The sequence below is a fragment of the Leisingera sp. ANG59 genome (genome assembly GCF_013317235.1).
In the GTDB taxonomy this organism is placed as follows: Bacteria; Pseudomonadota; Alphaproteobacteria; order Rhodobacterales; family Rhodobacteraceae; genus Leisingera.
This window is the reverse complement of the sequence record NZ_WLCM01000004.1, coordinates 62146-80962: the sequence shown is the minus strand read 5'-3', so window position 1 is coordinate 80962 and position 18817 is coordinate 62146. Positions and strand designations below refer to the sequence as shown.

General features: G+C 55.5%; 19 protein-coding genes and 1 pseudogene. 14 read left to right on the top strand and 6 right to left on the bottom strand.

Annotated elements, in window-relative coordinates; genetic code table 11:
- The first annotated feature begins 2 nt into the window (after positions 1 to 2).
- Positions 3 to 941 carry a hypothetical protein gene (locus tag GKC28_RS04740; RefSeq protein WP_174145525.1) on the top strand — a complete coding sequence of 313 codons (939 nt, stop codon included), beginning with the start codon at positions 3 to 5 and terminating at the stop codon, positions 939 to 941.
- Here GKC28_RS04740 and GKC28_RS04735 read toward each other — a convergent pair.
- From GKC28_RS04735 to GKC28_RS04720, 4 genes are all read right to left on the bottom strand, one after another.
- Positions 925 to 1827 carry a hypothetical protein gene (locus GKC28_RS04735; protein WP_174145523.1) on the bottom strand — a complete coding sequence of 301 codons (903 nt, stop codon included), beginning with the start codon at positions 1825 to 1827 and terminating at the stop codon, positions 925 to 927. The genes GKC28_RS04740 and GKC28_RS04735 overlap by 17 nt on opposite strands.
- Before the next feature lie 73 nt (positions 1828 to 1900).
- Positions 1901 to 3274 carry a hypothetical protein gene (locus tag GKC28_RS04730; RefSeq protein WP_174145521.1) on the bottom strand — a complete coding sequence of 458 codons (1374 nt, stop codon included), beginning with the start codon at positions 3272 to 3274 and terminating at the stop codon, positions 1901 to 1903.
- 141 nt (positions 3275 to 3415) lie between these two features.
- Complete coding sequence (locus GKC28_RS04725) at positions 3416 to 4984, bottom strand: class I SAM-dependent methyltransferase (protein WP_174145519.1); 1569 nt, start codon at positions 4982 to 4984, stop codon at positions 3416 to 3418.
- A gap of 111 nt (positions 4985 to 5095) precedes the next feature.
- Entirely contained in the window at positions 5096 to 7372 is a 2277-nt protein-coding gene (locus GKC28_RS04720; RefSeq protein ID WP_174145517.1) for a glycosyltransferase family 2 protein, read from the bottom strand.
- Between the two features lie 378 nt (positions 7373 to 7750).
- On the opposite strand from GKC28_RS04720, the gene GKC28_RS04715 reads away from it, so the two are divergent.
- Positions 7751 to 8899 carry a tyrosine-type recombinase/integrase gene (locus GKC28_RS04715; protein ID WP_368041087.1) on the top strand — a complete coding sequence of 383 codons (1149 nt, stop codon included), beginning with the start codon at positions 7751 to 7753 and terminating at the stop codon, positions 8897 to 8899.
- The gene (locus tag GKC28_RS26335; protein WP_254604168.1) at positions 8896 to 9081 is read left to right on the top strand and encodes a hypothetical protein; all 186 of its coding nucleotides are present in this window, start codon (positions 8896 to 8898) and stop codon (positions 9079 to 9081) included. Before GKC28_RS04715 ends, GKC28_RS26335 begins: the two co-directional genes overlap by 4 nt.
- Positions 9082 to 9117: 36 nt before the next feature.
- Here GKC28_RS26335 and GKC28_RS04705 read toward each other — a convergent pair.
- Positions 9118 to 9253 (bottom strand): annotated as a pseudogene (locus tag GKC28_RS04705) (IS5/IS1182 family transposase); the annotation flags it as partial.
- 138 nt (positions 9254 to 9391) lie between these two features.
- Between GKC28_RS04705 and GKC28_RS04700 the strand changes: the two are divergent.
- The 9 genes from GKC28_RS04700 (at position 9392) to GKC28_RS04665 (ending at position 17134) form a co-directional block, all read left to right on the top strand.
- The gene (locus tag GKC28_RS04700) at positions 9392 to 10201 is read left to right on the top strand and encodes a hypothetical protein (protein WP_174145515.1); all 810 of its coding nucleotides are present in this window, start codon (positions 9392 to 9394) and stop codon (positions 10199 to 10201) included.
- Positions 10198 to 10677 carry a hypothetical protein gene (locus GKC28_RS04695; protein ID WP_174145513.1) on the top strand — a complete coding sequence of 160 codons (480 nt, stop codon included), beginning with the start codon at positions 10198 to 10200 and terminating at the stop codon, positions 10675 to 10677. Before GKC28_RS04700 ends, GKC28_RS04695 begins: the two co-directional genes overlap by 4 nt.
- 12 nt (positions 10678 to 10689) lie before the next feature.
- On the top strand, positions 10690 to 11232 hold the full coding sequence (locus GKC28_RS04690; RefSeq protein WP_174145511.1) for a hypothetical protein: 543 nt from the start codon (positions 10690 to 10692) through the stop codon (positions 11230 to 11232).
- Positions 11233 to 11382: 150 nt separating this feature from the next.
- The gene (locus tag GKC28_RS26330) at positions 11383 to 11526 is read left to right on the top strand and encodes a DUF1153 domain-containing protein (protein ID WP_254604148.1); all 144 of its coding nucleotides are present in this window, start codon (positions 11383 to 11385) and stop codon (positions 11524 to 11526) included.
- A 21-nt stretch (positions 11527 to 11547) separates the two neighbouring features.
- Positions 11548 to 11700 carry a hypothetical protein gene (locus GKC28_RS26325; protein WP_254604147.1) on the top strand — a complete coding sequence of 51 codons (153 nt, stop codon included), beginning with the start codon at positions 11548 to 11550 and terminating at the stop codon, positions 11698 to 11700.
- Positions 11697 to 12518: an IS3 family transposase gene (locus tag GKC28_RS04680; RefSeq protein ID WP_174145509.1), complete on the top strand. Its 822-nt coding sequence runs from the start codon at positions 11697 to 11699 to the stop codon at positions 12516 to 12518. Before GKC28_RS26325 ends, GKC28_RS04680 begins: the two co-directional genes overlap by 4 nt.
- 709 nt (positions 12519 to 13227) lie before the next feature.
- Positions 13228 to 14202, top strand: a complete 975-nt coding sequence (locus tag GKC28_RS04675; RefSeq protein ID WP_174145507.1) for a hypothetical protein — start codon at positions 13228 to 13230, stop codon at positions 14200 to 14202.
- A gap of 496 nt (positions 14203 to 14698) precedes the next feature.
- The gene (locus GKC28_RS04670) at positions 14699 to 16282 is read left to right on the top strand and encodes a DUF6119 family protein (RefSeq protein ID WP_174145505.1); all 1584 of its coding nucleotides are present in this window, start codon (positions 14699 to 14701) and stop codon (positions 16280 to 16282) included.
- Between the two features lie 525 nt (positions 16283 to 16807).
- Positions 16808 to 17134 (top strand): hypothetical protein, encoded by a 327-nt coding sequence (locus GKC28_RS04665; protein ID WP_174145503.1) that lies wholly within the window; start codon positions 16808 to 16810, stop codon positions 17132 to 17134.
- A 58-nt stretch (positions 17135 to 17192) separates the two neighbouring features.
- Here GKC28_RS04665 and GKC28_RS04660 read toward each other — a convergent pair whose 3' ends face one another.
- On the bottom strand, positions 17193 to 17906 hold the full coding sequence (locus GKC28_RS04660; RefSeq protein ID WP_302480785.1) for a zinc ribbon domain-containing protein: 714 nt from the start codon (positions 17904 to 17906) through the stop codon (positions 17193 to 17195).
- A 110-nt stretch (positions 17907 to 18016) separates the two neighbouring features.
- Between GKC28_RS04660 and GKC28_RS04655 the strand changes: the two genes are divergently transcribed.
- Positions 18017 to 18427 carry a transposase gene (locus tag GKC28_RS04655; RefSeq protein ID WP_174145500.1) on the top strand — a complete coding sequence of 137 codons (411 nt, stop codon included), beginning with the start codon at positions 18017 to 18019 and terminating at the stop codon, positions 18425 to 18427.
- The gene (tnpB, locus tag GKC28_RS04650; RefSeq protein WP_174145498.1) at positions 18421 to 18774 is read left to right on the top strand and encodes an IS66 family insertion sequence element accessory protein TnpB; all 354 of its coding nucleotides are present in this window, start codon (positions 18421 to 18423) and stop codon (positions 18772 to 18774) included. Before GKC28_RS04655 ends, tnpB begins: the two co-directional genes overlap by 7 nt.
- Positions 18775 to 18817: the final 43 nt, after the last annotated feature.

Below are 18817 nucleotides of genomic sequence, written 5' to 3'. Positions count from 1 at the left end.
CCATGATGAAAGCGCTCGCCTATGCCGCCCGGCACGGGCGGGCCGCCTTGGTTTTTGGGCTGCTGGCTGGGCTGCTGCTGCCCGGCCTCGCTGCAGCTCTGCAGCCCTGGCTGCCGGAAATGGTGGCCGGGCTGTTGTTTTTGAACACCTACCGGATCGGCCTGCGCAAGGCCGCAGGCGGGCTGGCCGACGGCATCGGCACGCTGAAGGCCATCGTTTTTCTGCAGGTGGCACTGCCATTTTTGGCGCTCGCGCTGGCCTGGCTGTTCGGCGTTGCGCAGACCCCCGCCGCGGTGGCGTTGATCCTGATGCTGAGCGCCCCCTCGGTGACCGGCAGCCCCAATATCACAACCCTGATGGGGCACCCGCCGGAACCTGCCTTCCGCCTGCTGATCACCGGGACCGCGCTGATGCCGCTGACGGTGATCCCGGTGTTCCTGCTGGCCCCCGGCCTTGGGGATCTGGGCGAGGTGCTGCGCGCCGCCGGACGGTTGATAGGCGCGATCGGCCTCACCGTGGCGGCGGCCTTCCTGCTGCGCCGCCTTACGCTGCCGCAAATGCGCCCGGATCAGGCCAGTGCGATAGACGGGCTGACTGTAATTGCACTCGCCGTGATCGTGGTGGGGCTGATGGCGGCGCTGGGACCTGCGCTGCGGACAGACCCCGTGCTGGTTCTGCATTGGCTGGGATTTGCGATGGCCGCCAACCTCGGCCTGCAGGTGCTGGTGTTCACAGTATTGCGCCGCCGAGCGGGCAGTGGCGCCGTGCCAGTCTCCGTGGTTGCCGGCAACCGGAACTTCGCCCTCTTCCTGATCGCGCTGCCCGCGGCCACCACCGATCCGCTGCTGATTTTCCTCGGATGTTACCAGATCCCGATGTATCTGACCGCGATCCTGATGAAGCCGCTTTACAGCCGCGCTGCGCTCAAGACAGGAAGGTAACGCCCGGCATATGCCGGATCAGCTCGGCATCCGCCATATACGCCTCGCTCATTTCGTCCACCAGCGCCTGCGACCAGCCGGGGAGATCGATTTCCTCCTCGATCTCCGCCTCGTCATGAAAATAGCTCAGGAACAGGGCGCGCACCCGTTCCCGCTGGTTTTCCGACAGCCCGGGGCGGCTTGCCAGATAGGCCTCCAGCCGCTCGTATCCCGCCTCGGAAATGATGCCGCGGGTAATGTCCAGCTCGCCGCTGAAACGGAAACCGTCCCCCAGACCGGATACATGGCCCAGGATACTGGGCCAGATCACCGGAGTTTCCTCGTTGCACCAGACTGTGATGCGGCAGCCGGGATTACGCTCCAGAATGTCCTCGACCACTTCCGACCAATGCAGGTTCAAAAAATCGGTATCCCCTGCAAACTCGCGCCAGGACCTGCCGGACTGGGACTTAAACACCGGACCGATCAGGGTGGCCGGGTTGCGCAGGCCAAGGAAGAATTCGCACGGGTTGCCGGGAAACAGGCTGCGCAGCGCCGCAGTATTGCTGCCTGCATTGCGGTACAGCCGTCGGCCGTTCAGCATCCAGCCCGGCATCCCCAGAAAACTGGAGTTGGTCAGGATGATCCGCGAGACCGCCTGGTCTTTGACCAGCCCGGCCAGCAGCGCGTCCCGCTCCTGCCCGGTCACGAATTCCTGGTTCTGCTTGCGAAGAAGCTGGGTCAGCGCCGTCATATAGGTGCCGGGCCTGCGGATCATGACACCGCGCTCCAGCAGCGGTTGCGCATCCTTGCGCAGCGACCAGATCAGCTGGCCGTTGTCTGTATTGGGCGCCCCGATGTGGAAGGCGAGGGAAATATCCCGTATGTCGGTGTTCGACTGGCTCATTTTCCTGTCCGGCCTTTGCCCGTTTTTTGCTCAGCGGCGCGATTGCGGCCTGCCGCATGGCCATCCGCGCCTCTCATAGCCGTTCCTTCATACGGCGGAAAAACCGGTCGTCCCTCTGGCGCAAAACATAGGCGCAGACCTGTTTCGCAAGACCCGGATGGCCGCGATCCAGCGCCAGATTGGCAAGCTCCCGCTGAAACCGGGGAAAGCCGTGCCGCTTGCGCAGCAGGCGGTGGAAGCGGTGCGGCGTCAGGTCTCCGGCGATGGCGCCGCGGGCAATCTCCTGCAACACGCCCATCTGCTGCAGCGAAGACCCGAGCCGGTGCCCCAGAAGCGGGCACCGCCAGAACGTCACATTGGAACCGGTGAACCGGGCTGCGTGCGCCGCATCCGCCGTCACGTAAGGATCGAACATGATGTGCACGTCCCCTGCCCCCTGGCTGGCTTGCGACGCATCGCCGAAGGGGCCGGAGAAATCCCGGCCCCAAACCTTTTTGTAGCGCATCTCCCAGGGCACGATGGACTTGTCGAGGGTGGATTGCGGGCTGATGGCAAACACCGTGGAGCCGGGCGCAGCTGCCGCAAAGGCCGCTGCCGCATAGCCGCCCATCGAGGCGCCATAGAAAACCACCCGGGAAAACTGCTGGAAGAACCCGCTGTCGCGCAATTCTTCGAACTTGCGGGTGACTTCCTGATGGCGGAACCAGGTCCAGCCATTGGCCATCACCCCAAGCATCGACCAGCCCTGCGCCTCAATGAAGCTGAATCCCCAGGGCCGCCGCTCATCCCGTTTGGTCATCGCGATGTCGAGATTGTCGAAGGTAACAACCAGCGTGCCCCCGCGCGGCATGAACAGAAAGGAATGCTCCTCCAGCTCGTCAAAGAAACCTTCTTTTCCGGCCAGCCCGCGGGCCACCTTGGACCATTCACCGGAGGGTGGCAGCGCCTCCTGAGGTTCGGCGGACAGGACTGCCAGCCCATTGCTGTCTGCCCCAGGCGCCAGCAGCGTATTGCAGCCGCCATAGGCCTTGAGAAACGGGTAGCTGCCCGACCCCTTGCGGATTTCGATCACGACCCGGCTCAGCGGGTGCAGCGCGCTGTCCAGCAGCGGTTTGATGTTCTGGATCTTGTGCCGGACGCCGAAGCTGTTCAGCGCGAGGATCACGTCGTACGGGCTGCATTCGCCCCCGCCATCAGCAATTTCCATGGCCTCCCGGTCAACCCCGCCCTGTTCGAGGCGGGAAAGCCAGGTTTCAATCTCCGATGCCTCGGGCATCCTGGGCCTGCCCTTGCGGTCGAGGCAGACCAGATCAATGCGGCAGCCGAACCTGTGATGCAGCAGGATGCCCAGCTCCGGCGCTTGCCCATTGATATCTGCAACACTGCCGACGTCGTCAGCATCAAGCTCCGGCAGCACGGTTCTGAAGTCGAATTCACTGGTCAGCATATGTGTTCATCCGCCTTCCTGTGTCCTCCAGATCCCGTCGCGCCCTTGCCTGCCGCCTGCCGGAACCGCAGGGGGGGAGCGCCGCACAACCGCGGGCCGCTGCCGTCACATGACGGCAAATGGTTAACGTTCCCGCCCCCTTCACGCGGGCTGCCTGACCCGGGTCAGGACCGTAGAGTACTTGCCATGCTTTGCAAGGACATCGACCGCTCCGTAGCTCTTCATCGCGCCGATGCCGCCGGATCCCTTGCGGATATCCAGGACAATGCCGCCGCCGTCATTGATCTGGCTGCGGAACAAGCTGTCATAGGTGCCGACCGGATAGTGGAACCCGCAGGAGGCCAGGCTGATCACCAGATCGAAACTGCCCAGCGCTGCCGCGTCTTGTGATTTGGGGTTGAGGCAGATGATCTGTTCCGCTGGCACGCCGTTCCCCTCCAGAAAGGCCCGGGCGGTTTCAAGGCTCGTGTATCCGGCGCCTTCCCCTTCAAACCCGAAGTGGCGGCTGTTCCCTTCCTCGATATCGATCAGGACAACATCGCAGCCGTAACGGCGGTGCAGCACCAGACTGGCGAAAGCATATCCGCATCCGATATCGGCGGATCGTTTCGGGGCTATCGCGTCAGCGGACTTCAGGAAGAACTGGCACTCCCGTTCCGCGATACGGATCGACTCATGCAGGATATGGTCCCGCTGCGTTATGGCTTCGTCCAGCAGCAGCTGCTCATCGCCAGCCAGCCAGTCCCGGATGGTCTGGCCTGAACTGGCAAGCTCGCTGCGCTGCAACAGGATGTTGGCCACATCCTGATCGCCGAACATGGAGAAATCCAGCGTCGCGGGATCGATTTCTTCTGTCATGGATACCTCAGTTTCCGGCGCGGGCTGCAGCAGATGGCGGGTTTCTTCAGCATCGATCCCGTGTTTGGCCAGCAGCTCATGCACATAGCAGCCCTCGGGCGGCMCCCCGCCGTATTTGGCGGCAATATTGCGGAACCGCCGCCCCCAGAAATGGATCGACAGCGTGTCGCTGCGGATATGCTTGGCGGCCTGGTTGCGGCGGTTCGGGTTCAGCACCMCCCCCGCCTGCTTGAACGGCACCGGATAGATCACATGGCCGGGCTTCGAGTTTGAGATTTCTCCGGTTTCCTGCAGGAACCAGGTCAGCGCATCCGGCCCCCACACGCCCCAGGGCAGCAGCGACACATGCACCCCCTGCCCGGCATCCTTCAGCGACTGCAGCTCTGCCTGCTTCTCTGCGCTGTACCAGGGTGGAATGGGGTATTCGTCACTGGTGAATTTCAGCATCGCCTGCAGTGTCTTGGAGGTCTTCGGGAGACGCAGAACGCCATTGTTGACCATCGGCTTCTTGTCCGAAATCCAGCCATGGAAATGCTTGCCCTTGATCTCCCAGGGCTGGCAGCAATAGGCATCGGTGTCGGCCCAGATATAATCCGTCTGGCGCAGCATGTGCAGGCGGAAGACATCCGCGTGATAGGCCGGGCTGCCGGTCTTGGCATGGCGGATGATGCGGTCCGCAGGCAGGATATCGTTGGCATCCGCCACCTGCACACCCTCCGGCACGCCCTTGACCTCATCGTAGGTGAACAAAACCACCTCGTGACCGTTGTCGGCAAAGGACTTGAGGCAAAGCTGCTCCAGCCAGCTGAGCTCAGCGCCCACCCAGAGTGATGCGATGACCGGAAGTGCCATGATACCTGCCCCTTGTTAGCCTCGTGATTTCTACCGGTTAAATGCGTTAATTTGTTGGCGCAATTTAGCCTTCCGCCCAAAGTGCTGTCACATTACCCGGGCCCGGAGGCCCTAGTGCGTGGTTTCACCGCGCGCCACCGTGAACCAGAAATCGCTTCCCGGCTCCTTGTCGGCAATTTCATCCGGAATCACCCCAGGACCGCTGAGAAAGACGTTGGCGCCAAAATGCGCATGCATCCGGGACAGTTTGCACAGCTTTTCGCTGGTCAGTTCACGGAACAACTCCTGCATGTCATCGCGGGGCTTCAGCTCCTCGATCTTCTCGCGGTGCTTGCGGCACGAAAACTCATGCGCCGCGGCAATGTCCGGGTCCGACAGCAGTTGCTCCATCTCGGCTTCCAGCGCCGGGATCATGCGCTGGATCGAGCGTTCCTCCTCGGCGTTGTTGTTCATCCGGAACCAATAGGACAGGCCCTGATCACGGTCGACATGGTTCACCCTGCCGCGGTCGCGCTTGACCAGAAAGCTCTCGGCGCTGCGCACGGCGTAGTGGTTCAGCTGCACCAGATCATAACCATAGGTGCTCATCGAGGAACGCCAGCCGTTGCGGAACATCTCCCGCGGCATGTCCTGACCGGAGCCATTGACCCAGCGGATGTCTTCCCACAACTGCGGCTTCAGCCCCTTGGGCCGGTGCACCCCCAGCTTCTTGAAGATGCTATTATTGCGGAACAGGGTTTTGAAGCCCCAGGCCTGATGCGGCTTGCGGGTAACCTCATGCGCGCAGCGGGTGAATTCCCGGGTGATCAGACCGCCGGTGAAATCGCGGACATCATTGTTGCCGAACAGCCGCCAGGTCATCGAGATCATGTTGGCATCGCCAACCGCCTCGAACAGGTCCGTCAGCCGCCCTTGACCGCATTTGATGTTGATGAACTCGTCCACATCCATGCAGACCAGCCAGTCGGCTTTCCGGATGACCGGCTCTTCCTCTGCTGCTTGCAGCGCTGCGTGCTGCGGCTTCAGATCGGTGCCCCGGAACGGGTTTTCCCGGTGCTGCACAATGCCCTTTTCCTGCAGCATCTGCAGCATTGTGTCGGTGCCATCGGTGCAATCGTTGGTGTAGACAAGAAAATCATCCACCCCGATCGCCCGGTGATAGGCCAGCCACTCCAGGATGAACGGCCCCTCGTTTTTCATCGTGGTGACAATCGCGGTCCTCGGCTTGCCGCCGGGGCGCTTGACCGCCTGTTCTTCGGGGATACGCACCGGTTTGGCATTGAAATAGCCGGTTGCCAGCTGCAGCAGTTCCGGGGTCTCCACCAGGCTTGTCTTAGGCACGATTTTGGAAACCGTGTCCGCTGGGTGGCGCAGCGCCATGCAGCGGTAGAACCGGGCTTCCTGTTCCGGATCAGGCTTCGCCCCTACCACACGGATCAGGCGCCAGATACAGTCCGCCCCCGCCTTGGCTGGCGCCACACACCAGCGCGGCCGCAGGCCCGTGGCGTCGAACTGGGTGCAGATGTGATCTGCAAAGGCGGGCTCATCGCCCTTGCGCACCCGCCAGGGATAGGCCTGCACACCGCCCAGGCGGATGCAGCCGGAGAGGGCGGCAGCTGCGCAGTCAAAGACGTTCCGCTCCCCGCCCGGCGCAAGAAGGTCGAACACGTCAATATTGGCCACCGCGCGGGCCCGCGCCAGAAACCGTGCGCGCAGGATCTCGTAGATCAGGAACTCCCCCAGCGGCGCCTGCCAGGGATCCGCGGGCGGGATCTCCATCCGGTCCTTGCCCGGTGCGCCCGGCACGTTGAAAGGATGCGCCTCCGGCGGCAGCCCTTCCTTGCCCAGGGGCAGCTTTGAATGAATGACAACAACCGTGCCCAGCCCCGGGATACTGCCGGCACGCTCCCTCAGATCCCGGATGAAACGGCGGCTGTCCTGCGGCCGCGCCCGGTCCAGGATAACGGCCCCCTGCACGCCATGCTGGGAGACATGAAAGCTCAGCCACTCCGCGGCCGTTTCAGGACTTTCCCCGTTGCGGACCGCAACAAGGACATTCTGCCCCGCAAACAGGCCGGACTCGTCCGGATGCAGCGGTATCTGAAACTCCTCCCCGTCAGCAGCGATACTCACCGTGCCGCAAGTGCTGCCAACTGGAATATCCAGAACCGGCGCGCCGCCAAAATTATGCAGCACCGTTCCGGTGCGGGAGGGCATGGCAGCCGCGGTATCCTGCGGCGTTCCGGACCGGAAGAACAGCCGCGCCGCGGTTGCGGCCGGATCAGGCATTTGCACCGCATCCAGCAGATCCGCTCCGGCCACTGTTAGCGCGCTGAATTCACGTTCAAGGACTTGACCGCTGCAACTCCCGGAATCTGGACTGGTCATACTGCTGCTTCACATCGCGAAATTCTTGGCCCCGGTTAAAGGTAACAGGAGCGGTTCCCTTATACCCTGCAGGCCGCAAAGCCGGAACCGGCAAACGCCGCAAACTGCCGGCAAGAGACCGAATGGCTGATATTAGGGCAACAGGCACCCCGATACACAGGCTTCAGATGCATCCAGCAATGATTTCAGGAAGATGATGGTGCGGTCGAGATGCATAAGTTGGGTTCCGTATGGCAGCACATAGCGGAACATTTTTCAGAGATTTTCAGGACTTAAAATCAACGACTTGACAATAGGTGAACATAGATTTGCACTACTTCGCATCCCAAAGGGTGGACTAAAAGGTGGACTGAGAAGGGTGGACCCAAAGGTGGACCGGTGATCTACAACACCCTAAACCAGATGAAAGCAAAGTCGCTGGACGCCGGTAAATATGCCGATGGCCAAGGTCTATGGCTCGTCAAGCGCAGCAAGTCCGCTGGCAAATGGGTTCTCCGCGTTACTGTCCACGGGAGGCGCCGTGAAATGGGTTTAGGAGCCTGGCCGGGCGTCTCTATAGCTGAAGCACGCGAGCGGGCTGCCGAAGCAAGGAAGACAGTACGTGATGGCCTTGATCCCATCATACAACGGGAGAAGGATCGGGCCACAGCGCGCAGGCTGACCCTGACGCAGGCAATTGACGGGTGCTTCGATGCCCGCAAGGCCGAGCTCAAAGGGGACGGCGAAGCGGGCCGCTGGATGTCACCCCTTACCACACATGTTATTCCGAAGATCGGCACATACCCCGTAGAGGACATCGACCAGCACATCCTCAAGAACTTGCTCGAACCGATTTGGCACACAAAGCCCGAAGCCTCATCCAAGGCACTGAACCGTCTAAACTTAACCTTGAAGCATGCGGCAGCCCTCGGGCTCGACGTTGACCTGCAGGCGACCATGAAGGCTAGAGCCTTGCTCGGCAAGCAGCGGCACAAAGTGACGCACATCCCATCCATGCCGTACGCAGAAGCTCCCAATTTCTACCAATGGCTCAAGTCCAAAGAAGGGGTCGCAGTTCGCGCCCTCCGCTTCTTGATGCTGACGGTTGCACGCACTACCGAAATTCGCTTGGCGCGTTTTGATGAAATCGAAGGTGACGTCTGGACACTAACTCCTGAGCGCACCAAGACCGGCCAGCCGCACAGGATTCCGCTTTCTCCCGAGGCGCTGGAGATCGTAGAAGAAGCACGAAAGAAAGCTGACTGCGAATATCTGTTTGCCTCGCACCGTGGCAATCCGATGTCAGATGCGGCAATGTCTTCCTTCATGAGGCGGGAAGGCTATGATGCTCGACCGCACGGCTTCCGGGCTACCTTCAGGACGTGGGTCGAAGAGGAAACTGACACACTTTATGAGGTGAAAGAGAGCGCGCTGGGCCACCAAGTCGATGGAGAAGTCGTTCGAGCATACCAACGCTCCGACAGACTCTCCAAAAGGGCTGACCTTATGTGGAAATGGGCAGATTTTTTGACTGCAGCAAAGCGTTGAAATTCCAAGCTGAGCCGCTTGGAAAACTGTCGCTCGTATGGTTGATCGCGGCTTCCGGGGTTTCGGTCGCACAGGTGGCGCAGCGGATCGACATCACGCTGTCGGCCGGTCGGCGGATCGTGGTCGAAGGGCCGACCGCGCTGTCCGCGGTCGTTGGCTTGGTGCAGGGGCTGATGACTTGATCCCGGTGCCGAGCAACACGCGGATTTGGCTGGCTGCGGGCGCCCTTCATGCGGCGCGAGCCAGGCCATCTCCTTGTCCAACCAGATTCGCAGCGCGCCCCGCTTGCGCGGGTGCTGCATTTTAGCTGGAACAGTCGGACGTTCGGTAGCGGGCGGGTGATGGCTTGATCAAGCACCCCGTGTAACCGACTGGATTCACGATGTGAAACTTCCAAAGTCAGAGTTTTGCAACAACGCCCTTAAAGATCGGAAAAGACAGTGCTAGGCTGGATTGAAAAGCACGGGACACAAAAAAAGCACGGGACACAACATGGACGACCCTTCGGTTTGGGTGATTTTGATCTTAGTATTCGTATGCGTCATACTCTTCTATGCCGTCGTCCATATGATTTTATTACAGAGAAGAACTTCTCGGGTAAAGCAAAAGGCTCTATATGAGGCACGACTCAATGAGGGACACGGAACTTTTTTCATTGTAAGCGAGCTTGACCATTTGTTTCGACTGAGGACCGGTTTAAGCGATAGCTTGATCGATTCTGCCGTGAACGGAAAAGTAGACACGGACTTTCAGCACGAGTCGACAGAATTCCTTCAAGATGCGGTTGAGATTCTAGAGCGAATTTTGTCGAAGGTGACTGGCGGTGATTGTAGCGTTTCGGTAAAACTATTCACACCGGATAATGTTGATTTGTCCAAGCCTCTTGTTCAGACCTTTTTTAGAGATCTGAAATCGCTTCGAATAAGGAGTGAGGTATATGACATCATTGAACCGTTCGAATACTCGAAAAACGCGTTCTTCAAGCAGCTCATGGAAGACGTTCCGTTTAAACGATATGTATTTTCAAACTTCCTCCAAGAAGAGGGATTAGGATACTACAATCAAAATAACGAATGGTCGAAGCATTTCAAAGCTTCAGCAGTTCACTTGATTTGCGATCCCAACTCAGAGTCCCAAGACGGCATTTTTGGTTTTTTGTGTGCTGACAATAAAGTTGGTGGATTTGATGCAAATGTAACACGTGCTATCATGAGTATCGTCGCCAGCGTGGTTTACTATTGCATTAGTGCAACTTCTGCGCTTGAATTGATGCAAGAAGTCGAAAATAGAGACCCATCATGACAGGCGAAAACACATCAGTCGTTGTGATATCTGAAACCGGCGAGCTAAAGTTTGCCGACGGCGACTACGTTTTTGCCTATCGACAAGCCCTGCATGCATTCGAAGCACATTTGGTAGACCAGCGACAGACAGTGGCAGCGGCAGTGGAGCGGACTGGTCGGTTTCACCATATTGTTCAACCAGTTAGCACATTTATTCCAACCAGAGGAGGCGCCTTGCGCTCCACTGGTGAAGGGGCGCAGATTGACCTCCTCATTCCAGAGGAGCAACCGGAAATGTCCCGGAGGAAAGATGAAGAATCTTGGCGTATTCCGGCGCCGACAGAAGAAGAACTGCGATTTGTGCTAGAAAATGCAGACCAACAGTTCTTTGACACCAGCGATGTTCGAAAGGAAATCGATGAACGGTGGAATGATGACCCAGAAGAAAATGTGGAATTCCAGCGTGAATTCTGGAAAAAAAGAGCTCCCGAATAGGGGGCTCAATTTTTGATTGTAACTTGTTACCATGGGACGTCGCAGACTGCGGCTAAAAATATCAATAAAGTCGGATTTAAAGCCAGCGAGCGTGATGGATTATGGATCGGTCACGGTCGATATTTTTTTCAAGAAGCTCCAGGTCATGCGGCTGACTGGGCAAAGTTTATGGCAACTTGGAAAAAGCAGGTGCCTGCGGTCTTTCGTGTTTCTGTAAAACTAGAGAACTGCATCGATCTCATTGATAATAGTCACTGGGAGAAAATGCGAGCAATCTATCTGAGCAAAAAGTCAGATGCACCGGGTTTTCAACCACCTTTGATGGATTACTTACAAGATTCCTCAAAGGTAAAGCTCGGTCATGACGATGATGCGTGGATAATTGAACTGTATGTGAAAGCATTGAAAAAACTTGGGAGAAACCCGAAGTCAATAAGATGCTCGATACCAGAAGGTGACCCACTTTTTGTTAATTCTTGGTTGCTTGATAAAGCATGTGTGATGATTAACGTACTTGAACCAGACCTAATCGTCGATTTCAAGCAGATTCAATAGCATCCGTATTCCTTGGCGGGTCACTTCTTGTGGCTGGGTCTTTTATGCTCCGGACCCATTGATTTTCCGTGCGCTGCATGATTCACCGCTACCAAAACGTGTATCGACCCAGTGAAAACCTGCTCATGCTACAAGAAGGAAGAAGTAGCGATGAGTGGACCATTGGAAGACAACATCAAGCGTTGGACGGCAAAGCGCAAAACGGCGCTTGTGATCGAGATTATCCAAGGCAAAACGACGGTGGCGGAGGCCAGCCGGTCGTTTGACCTGACGCCCTCCGAAATCGAGGGCTAGGTAGAGGATGCCAAGCGGGGCATGGAAAATTCCCTGCGCGCCAACCCGCTCGACATCCGCGAGCAATATGAGAAGCAGCTGAAGGATCTGCAGGAGGCTTACGGCGAGGCCATGCTGGAACTGCGCGCCCGAAAAAAGTTGGCGGCCCTCATGGAGCGGGAGGACGGCAATTGATCCGGACGCTTCATGAGGGCCTTCTGGCCGACGGCGCCGCGGTGTCGCTCTCCAAGCTCTGCGTCTGGTTCGGCGTGTCGCGCCGGACGGTCTACTACAAGCCGGTCAAGGCAGCTCCCAAGGTCGACCCGCGCTTTGCCGAACCGATCAAGGCGATGATCGAGGAGGAACCCTCCTTCGGCTATCGCACGGTCGCGTGGCTCTTGGGCTTCAACAAGAACACCGTGCAATGGATCTTCCAGATCAAGGGCTGGCAGGTCCGCAAGCGCGCCGTGGGCATGCGTCCTCGCATCCAGGCCGTGCCATCCGTCGCCACCACGCCGAACGAGCGCTGGTCGACGGACCTGGCGCGTGTCTGGGCTGGCAAGGACGGCTGGGCTTCTCTGGCCCTGGTGATCGACTGCCACACGCGCGAGCTTCTGGGCTGGCACCTGTCGCGCTCAGGCAAGGCCACCACCGCCAGCGCTGCCCTTGAGCATGCTTTGATCAGCAGGTTCGGCACCCTCGGCCGCGTGGACAACCAATTCCTGCTGAGATCGGACAACGGCCTCGTTTTCACCAGCCGCCACTTCACGGCCCTAGTCCGCAGTTATGGCCTGAAGCAGGAGTTCATCACCCCGCACTGTCCGCAGCAGAACGGTATGGTCGAGCGCGTGATCCGAACACTCAAGGCGCAGTGCGTTCACCGGCACCGTTTCGAGAGCATCCAGCACGCGACCCGCGTCATCGGTGACTGGATTAACTTCTACAACAACCGCCGCCCTCATCAGGCCCTTGCCATGCGCACGCCTGCCGAGGCATTCAGATTAGCGGCTTAACCTGAGCAGATTCCGCTGGGTCGATACAGGGACGGCCTCGTTACCGAAGTCCAGACCCTAGTCCTGAAATGTACCGATCGAGCATGTCCATCAATTCCCGCAGTAAATCGGGCTCTTTTCCGCCTTCAGGAATTCGTTGCGTTCATCGAGTCGCCGTATGAGCATCTCAGTAGGTGTTCGAGGAATGGGCCGTTGCTTCAAGCTTTCCCGTCCAAATCCGTGTAAACAGAGCCATCAAAGAGCCGCAACAGGCGTTCGAGCAATCTTCGCGCTTCGACACCCCACAGGGGACTGTCGCCAGAAGTTCGATCTTTGTGGTGGTGTTGGTCACATTATAGACATTCAGGCATCTAGACAACAAAACCGCTCAATTGAGCGGTTTTATTGTTTGTATGTTCGGGCACCCCCTTGGCTGATCACGGACATCCTCTAAGTTCTGCAATACGACGCGGAATTCTCGAACGTTGCAGTCGAGGGCCCAAGCGTACTCTTCGATGCTGCTCAGCATCTCGATCGCATCGGGCTAGTGATGCTCGAAGGCTGACTGTGTCAGAACCTATTTCTGAAATGGCTTAAAAATGGTGGTTTGATTTAAACTGATAACCGGTCGACCGTGTCCCACACTATCCTTTCACGTGCCAGTGGAGTACCGTCAGGGAAACTGGAAAATCTCGCCTCTGTCGGATACACTAAAGCATTGAAAATGGCTATGAAGATCACTCTAGACAACAACTGCATCATCAACCTCTTTGATGCCAATTCGCCCTCAGCGACTTCGGTCGATGAACTCAATGAGTTGATGCAGCTGGCTCTCTCAAGTGATGCCGAAATAGCAATCACTACTCGTGTTGAGGCAGACTTGGAAAATGACCGGAACGATGCCAGGCGTACAGAGCTGCTTGGTCGAATCAAGATGTTCCCCGTAGTTGGCACGGTAGCGCGTTGGGACGTTTCCAAATGGGATTCCGGAGATGTTTGGGGTGGCTATGATACGACACGAATTTCGGATGAAATTCAAAAAATTCTGTTTCCTGGGGGTTTGAATACTGAGGCTTCCAATTTTGGAAACAAGCTGAACGATATCGACCACCTCGTCGGCCACAAAATCAATGAACGAGACGTCTTTGTTACCGACGACAAGGGCATTCTTAAGAAAGCGGAAGTGCTCAAGACTTCACCTGGCATCGTGGTGATGAACCCAGGGCAGTGCGTCGAGCTGTTGAAGGGTCATATCGAGACCAGAAAATCCAAACCCTTAGAAAGCGAACGAAAAGCTGTTGGCTACGAGAATTCTTCTCTCGATGGTGAAGCCCGCTTCGACTATTCAAATAACGATGGGCGATACACAATTGGTCACGGATCGTTCTTGTTCGAAACCATGTGGACGCATGCGGACCAAGTATCCATTCACGTCTACAACGATCCATCTAGTTTATCGGGGGTTGCACTCGCGAAAGGCCATGAAGAAATAAGTGAAATAGTGGATGCCTCAGAGTTTGACTTCACATCGCGGTCAAGAAATGTTCGTGAAGGTGGTGTCTTGGTTCTGCAGAACCAGAACGGCATTTTTGCAGCAATCAAAGTGATCGATGTTCAATATGAAGATCGCGGAGATGAGCAGGATCTGCTCGTTTTTGAGTATAAGATACAGCATGAAGGTGGCGGTGATTTCACAAAGACCTAGTGACTGTGACGATTTTTGGCGACCTGCCGGTCAATCTTCGTTCTGATTTTCAGAATACAGTTCAAACAAACGCTTAATCGCTTCAGGCTGTCCAAAAGTTCGATCTGTGTGTCGAGGGTTCACATTATAGACATTCTGGCATCTAGACAACAAAACCGCTCAACTGAGCGGTTTTGTGTTTTTGAGAAATGGCAAATTTAGCCTGATTTTCCCTTACCCCTAAGGGGATCCGAACTTATTTCAACCTTATGCTCTGGGGAATTTTCATTCCAACGTTCTGGATCGGTTACCCAGGGCCACGAATTTTCTCGTTCCATACGTGAAAATATATCCTGGCATAGCTGTATGTAGCTGTTAAGTGCTTCTTCTTCAGTCATATAGAAAGAGTACCATTTCCGGCAGGAATGTGACACTAGACACCTTTTCACCCTATTGTTACGATAGAACGCAAGTCATAGCACTCTTCCAAGAGGTGTGTCGAGCGGAGTAACTATGTATGGCCGAAAAAACGAACAAGCTGTCAATTTACCTACTAAAACCCTCGACTTCAATCGAGGGTGTTTTACGGAAAGATTTTCAGTCCATTGATCTGGAAAATGGGCGGTTTTACTATGCAGCCACCCCTTCAAACCCACCAACTTGGGTCTCAAGCTTTTTCGGTGTGTCTCTCGCTGATGTAGACTTGAAAAATCGAAGCTCAAAAGGGGTTTGGTTCACTGAGCAGGAGTTTGAGGGCGAAACGAGAATATTTGCGCTACCGTTCGGTTATGGTCACTCAATGATCGACAAATCAAAGTGTGTGGATGATTTTGGCCTAAAAGTCGTCCTGAATGTTGTTAACCGGAAGAGTATTAGAAAAATAGGAAAACGGACGCTTGCCTCTGATCCAAAGAATACGGTCGAACAGCTCAGTAAAATTGGCGCCATATCTGACTTTGGGATCGATATTGAGCAAGATCTTGTTGAAGAAATCACCGGTCAGCCAAAGGAGGCTGTTCAAGACATTTTTGGAAAGAACCTTGTCACCGGAAAGGTTGCCTTCTCAATATCAATGAAGCTCGATGTTGAGGATATTCATGATTTCCTCAGATCTTGCAAGGAGTTCTATGAGAAAGACGACTACAAAGACGATTTTGAGTTTATTGATCAGGTTAGAGAAATTAAGTCCTCTGCCAATCTTAACGATCGACTTATTGCAAAACTGAAAGATGACACCGTCGAAGGTGTTCAGGTTTGGATGGCTATACCTGAGATCATTGAATGGGAGAACGTCTCCGGATTCTCGTTTGGAAAGAAGTCTGGAGATTTGTTGGATGATATTTCCTTGCCTGAATTCAAAAATTCCCTTACTCAAGAACAGTTGGAGAACATCACGATAGATGTACTCAAACGCAAACGTGTAGCTGCCATCAAAGCAACTTCTGATGAAGAGTTTAATAGCTGGTCTGTGTTCCAGTGTCTGTACTGTGAAATCACAGAGGCAGACAGGACAGTGATTTTAACCAATGGTAAATGGTATGAGATTGCTCGAGATTTCGTTGCTTTAGTTAATCAAAGCTACGATGAAATTATGGCGGCCTCAGAGGACACAACATTACTCGAAGCAATCCATGGCGAACATGAAAACGTTTACAATGAACGTTTGGCAGAAAGTTTGCCGAACGCTATTATGATGGATAGACGCAATATTCGCTACGGCGGCGGTTCAAGCGCGGTAGAGTTTTGTGATGTCTTTGACGCCGACAGTAACGCGTTTATTCATGTGAAAAACTACTATGGATCCAGTGCTCTAAGTCACTTGTTTGCACAAGGTAGGGTTTCTGGTGAATTGTTTCTCAATGACAGAGGATTTAGGGAAAAGGTTAAGGCCGAGGAGGGGACCCATCCTTTTGATGAAAACGTATCTCCAGTAGCGACCGACTACAGTATAGTGTTTGGAATTATCAGTGAGAGCGAGAATGATCTAAATCTACCATTCTTCAGCAAAGTCAATCTCAAGAATGAGAAAAGGCAACTCCGGGCCTTTGGCTTTAGAGATGTCTTTGTGACTAAAATTCAAAGACAGAAAGCTCCAGCCTGAAAAGGAGGTTTTAAAAATTAGGCGCTAGTCAGTTTTATCTTGATTGCTGGACGCTTCCCACACAAAAGCCCTGCCGCTTCGGGCGGATCAGAAGTTTGATCTTTGCGACTTGCAGCTCACATTACCAGTCAAATTGGGCTGACTTGCTAAATCAGGTCGATAGGCTACCATGTGTCTATGGCAAGGCAAGAAGTCAGATTTACTGTTGCGGATGGCGCCGGGAAACGTGCGGCAACCTGGAAGCTTTGGACGCAAGTTTCCGATTATGGTCCCGAGGTGTATCTGACTTGTCGTGAACTACGCGGCGCACTCCATACAAGTTTTCATCCGTCAGGCGAATGGCACACAACAATGTCTAGGGAATCCCTAACAAGGCTAAATCATGACCCGTCCCAACCAAAGACAAATCCTCGTGTAGAAGAGTGGAATCGGCCCTCAGAAGTGAAGCCTGGAATTGTACTGGCCTACAAAATCTTAACCCCTTGGTCAGCCGTGACTACACGGATGGACACCAACGGAAGAAACATGGTGAAAATTGAAAATGCACCAACTTTGCACGCAAACGAGACAATGATCTTGATTCTCAAGGCGGGGCAAAGTCTTGCCGTATCAAACGGCACCCTTCTATGGGACACCGAGCTCGCTGATGGTGGAACTCTGGCGGTCGTAAATCATGTGATTAAAATGCCAACAATACCAGAATCACAGAGTGCTTCACCGAAGTATTTTCAGGGAAAGTCAAAAGAAGATCTTCGCTCTGAAGGGTCACGTGCTCTGATTTTTGGAGATGACAATAATGGTCATAGATTTATTTTGGACTCACCGGTCGCTCCGATGACTGCAGGTGCATGAATCACTTACTCTTCTTATTCTACTTTAGAGAAAAAGTCTCCGTTACCTGTGGTCAGCTTTAATTAGTGTAAACAGAGCCATCAAAGAGCCGTAACAGGCGTTCGAGCAATCTCCGTGCATCGACACCCCACAGGGGACAGTCGCCAGAAGTTCGATCTTTGTGGTGGTGTAGGTCACCACTGGGGACAGAAGCGTTATTCTGTCCTCCTTGCAACCAAATACAAGGCTCTAGTTCAACGTTTTTTTGAGAAACACAACGGTTCGAGAAGACAGTTTCCAGTATTTGCCGCTTTTCTCCACGATTCGAGGAATCGTAAAGCCCTGCAAGGTTTTTTACGAGTTCGGTAAATTCTTCAAGGTCTGCTTCATCGGCCACCTGTTTCTTCACTTCTTGCAACTCTTCTTCCAGTGCCGCTATGGCAGCTAGTAGCGATTCCTTGCGTTTCTGATAGTCAGAATTATCAATCACACCTTCGACCACGAGATCCGTTAACCGTTTTAAGCTGGCTTGTTTGTGACCTATACGCAATTTGAGATCCGTGACGTTTTGCCCGCGGCCTTGGTTTCGCCGCCAAAGGTCGCCGCTTTCAATTTTCTCGCAAGCAGTTGGGTTCAAGACCTTTAAAGTCTTCAGTTCCGAAACAACGGCTTGATCAAGCCGGTCTTCCCGGATTGTAGTAGTGGGGCAGTGAGGCCGCTGGCATCGATAATAAACGCGGCTTTTTTGCCGTTCGGGGCTCATTGCGCCTGAACATAGACCACAACGGAACAGTCCCTGAAACAGATGATTATGCCGTGTAACCGGTGTCCCGGCCCCACGTTGTAGCGCCTATCCCGTGCTGCGAGATCTTGCACATCTCACAGAGGGGAGTGCGTTTCGCAATGTGCGCTACAAATTCGTTTCTCAAATCGTTGGGCGTCGAGATCTACGCGTCTGGTCACCGGCGGTGGCCGGATGAAGCCAAGGCCCGTGCTGTGGCGGATACGCTTGAGCCGGGCGCCACGGTGAATGGTGTGGCAGCGCGGTATGGGGTTTTGCCGAACCAGCTGTCGGCCTGGCGCCGGTTGGCGAAGCAAGGGAAGCTGGTGTTGCCAGCGGCGGAGCTGGACGAACCGGTCTTCGCCCCGCTGGTGGTCTGCGATGTACCGGAGGAGCAGCCGGAACCGGACATTGCCGCATCAGAAGAGGTGGTCCGGATCGTCTCGGGCGAAGTCAGGATCGAGCTGGCGCCGGGCACGCCCGCAATCCGGATCGCCGAGATTGTGCATGCGCTTGGGGCCACGCCATGCTGATGCCCTCGCAAGGCGTGCGGATTCTGGTGGCGACGAAGCCGGTGGATTTCCGCAAAGGTCATGACGGTTTGGCGGCGCTCGTGCAGTCAGCGCTGGCGGAAGATCCGTTCACGGGCACGGTCTTCGTATTCCGGGCCAAGCGGGCGGACAGGATGAAGATCCTGTTCTGGGACGGCAGCGGACTTGTGATGGCTTACAAGCGGCTCGAGGAAAGCACATTCACCTGGCCCGCCATCCGGGATGGGGCGATGACGTTGAACCGGGCCCAGTTCGAGGCGCTTTTTGCCGGGCTGGACTGGCGGCGGGTGCGGTCCCTGGAGGCGCGCCGGCCGGCTGTGGCAGAGTGACTCGGTCGGGCAGAATGCCTGCCCATCGAGGTGCCGATCAGGG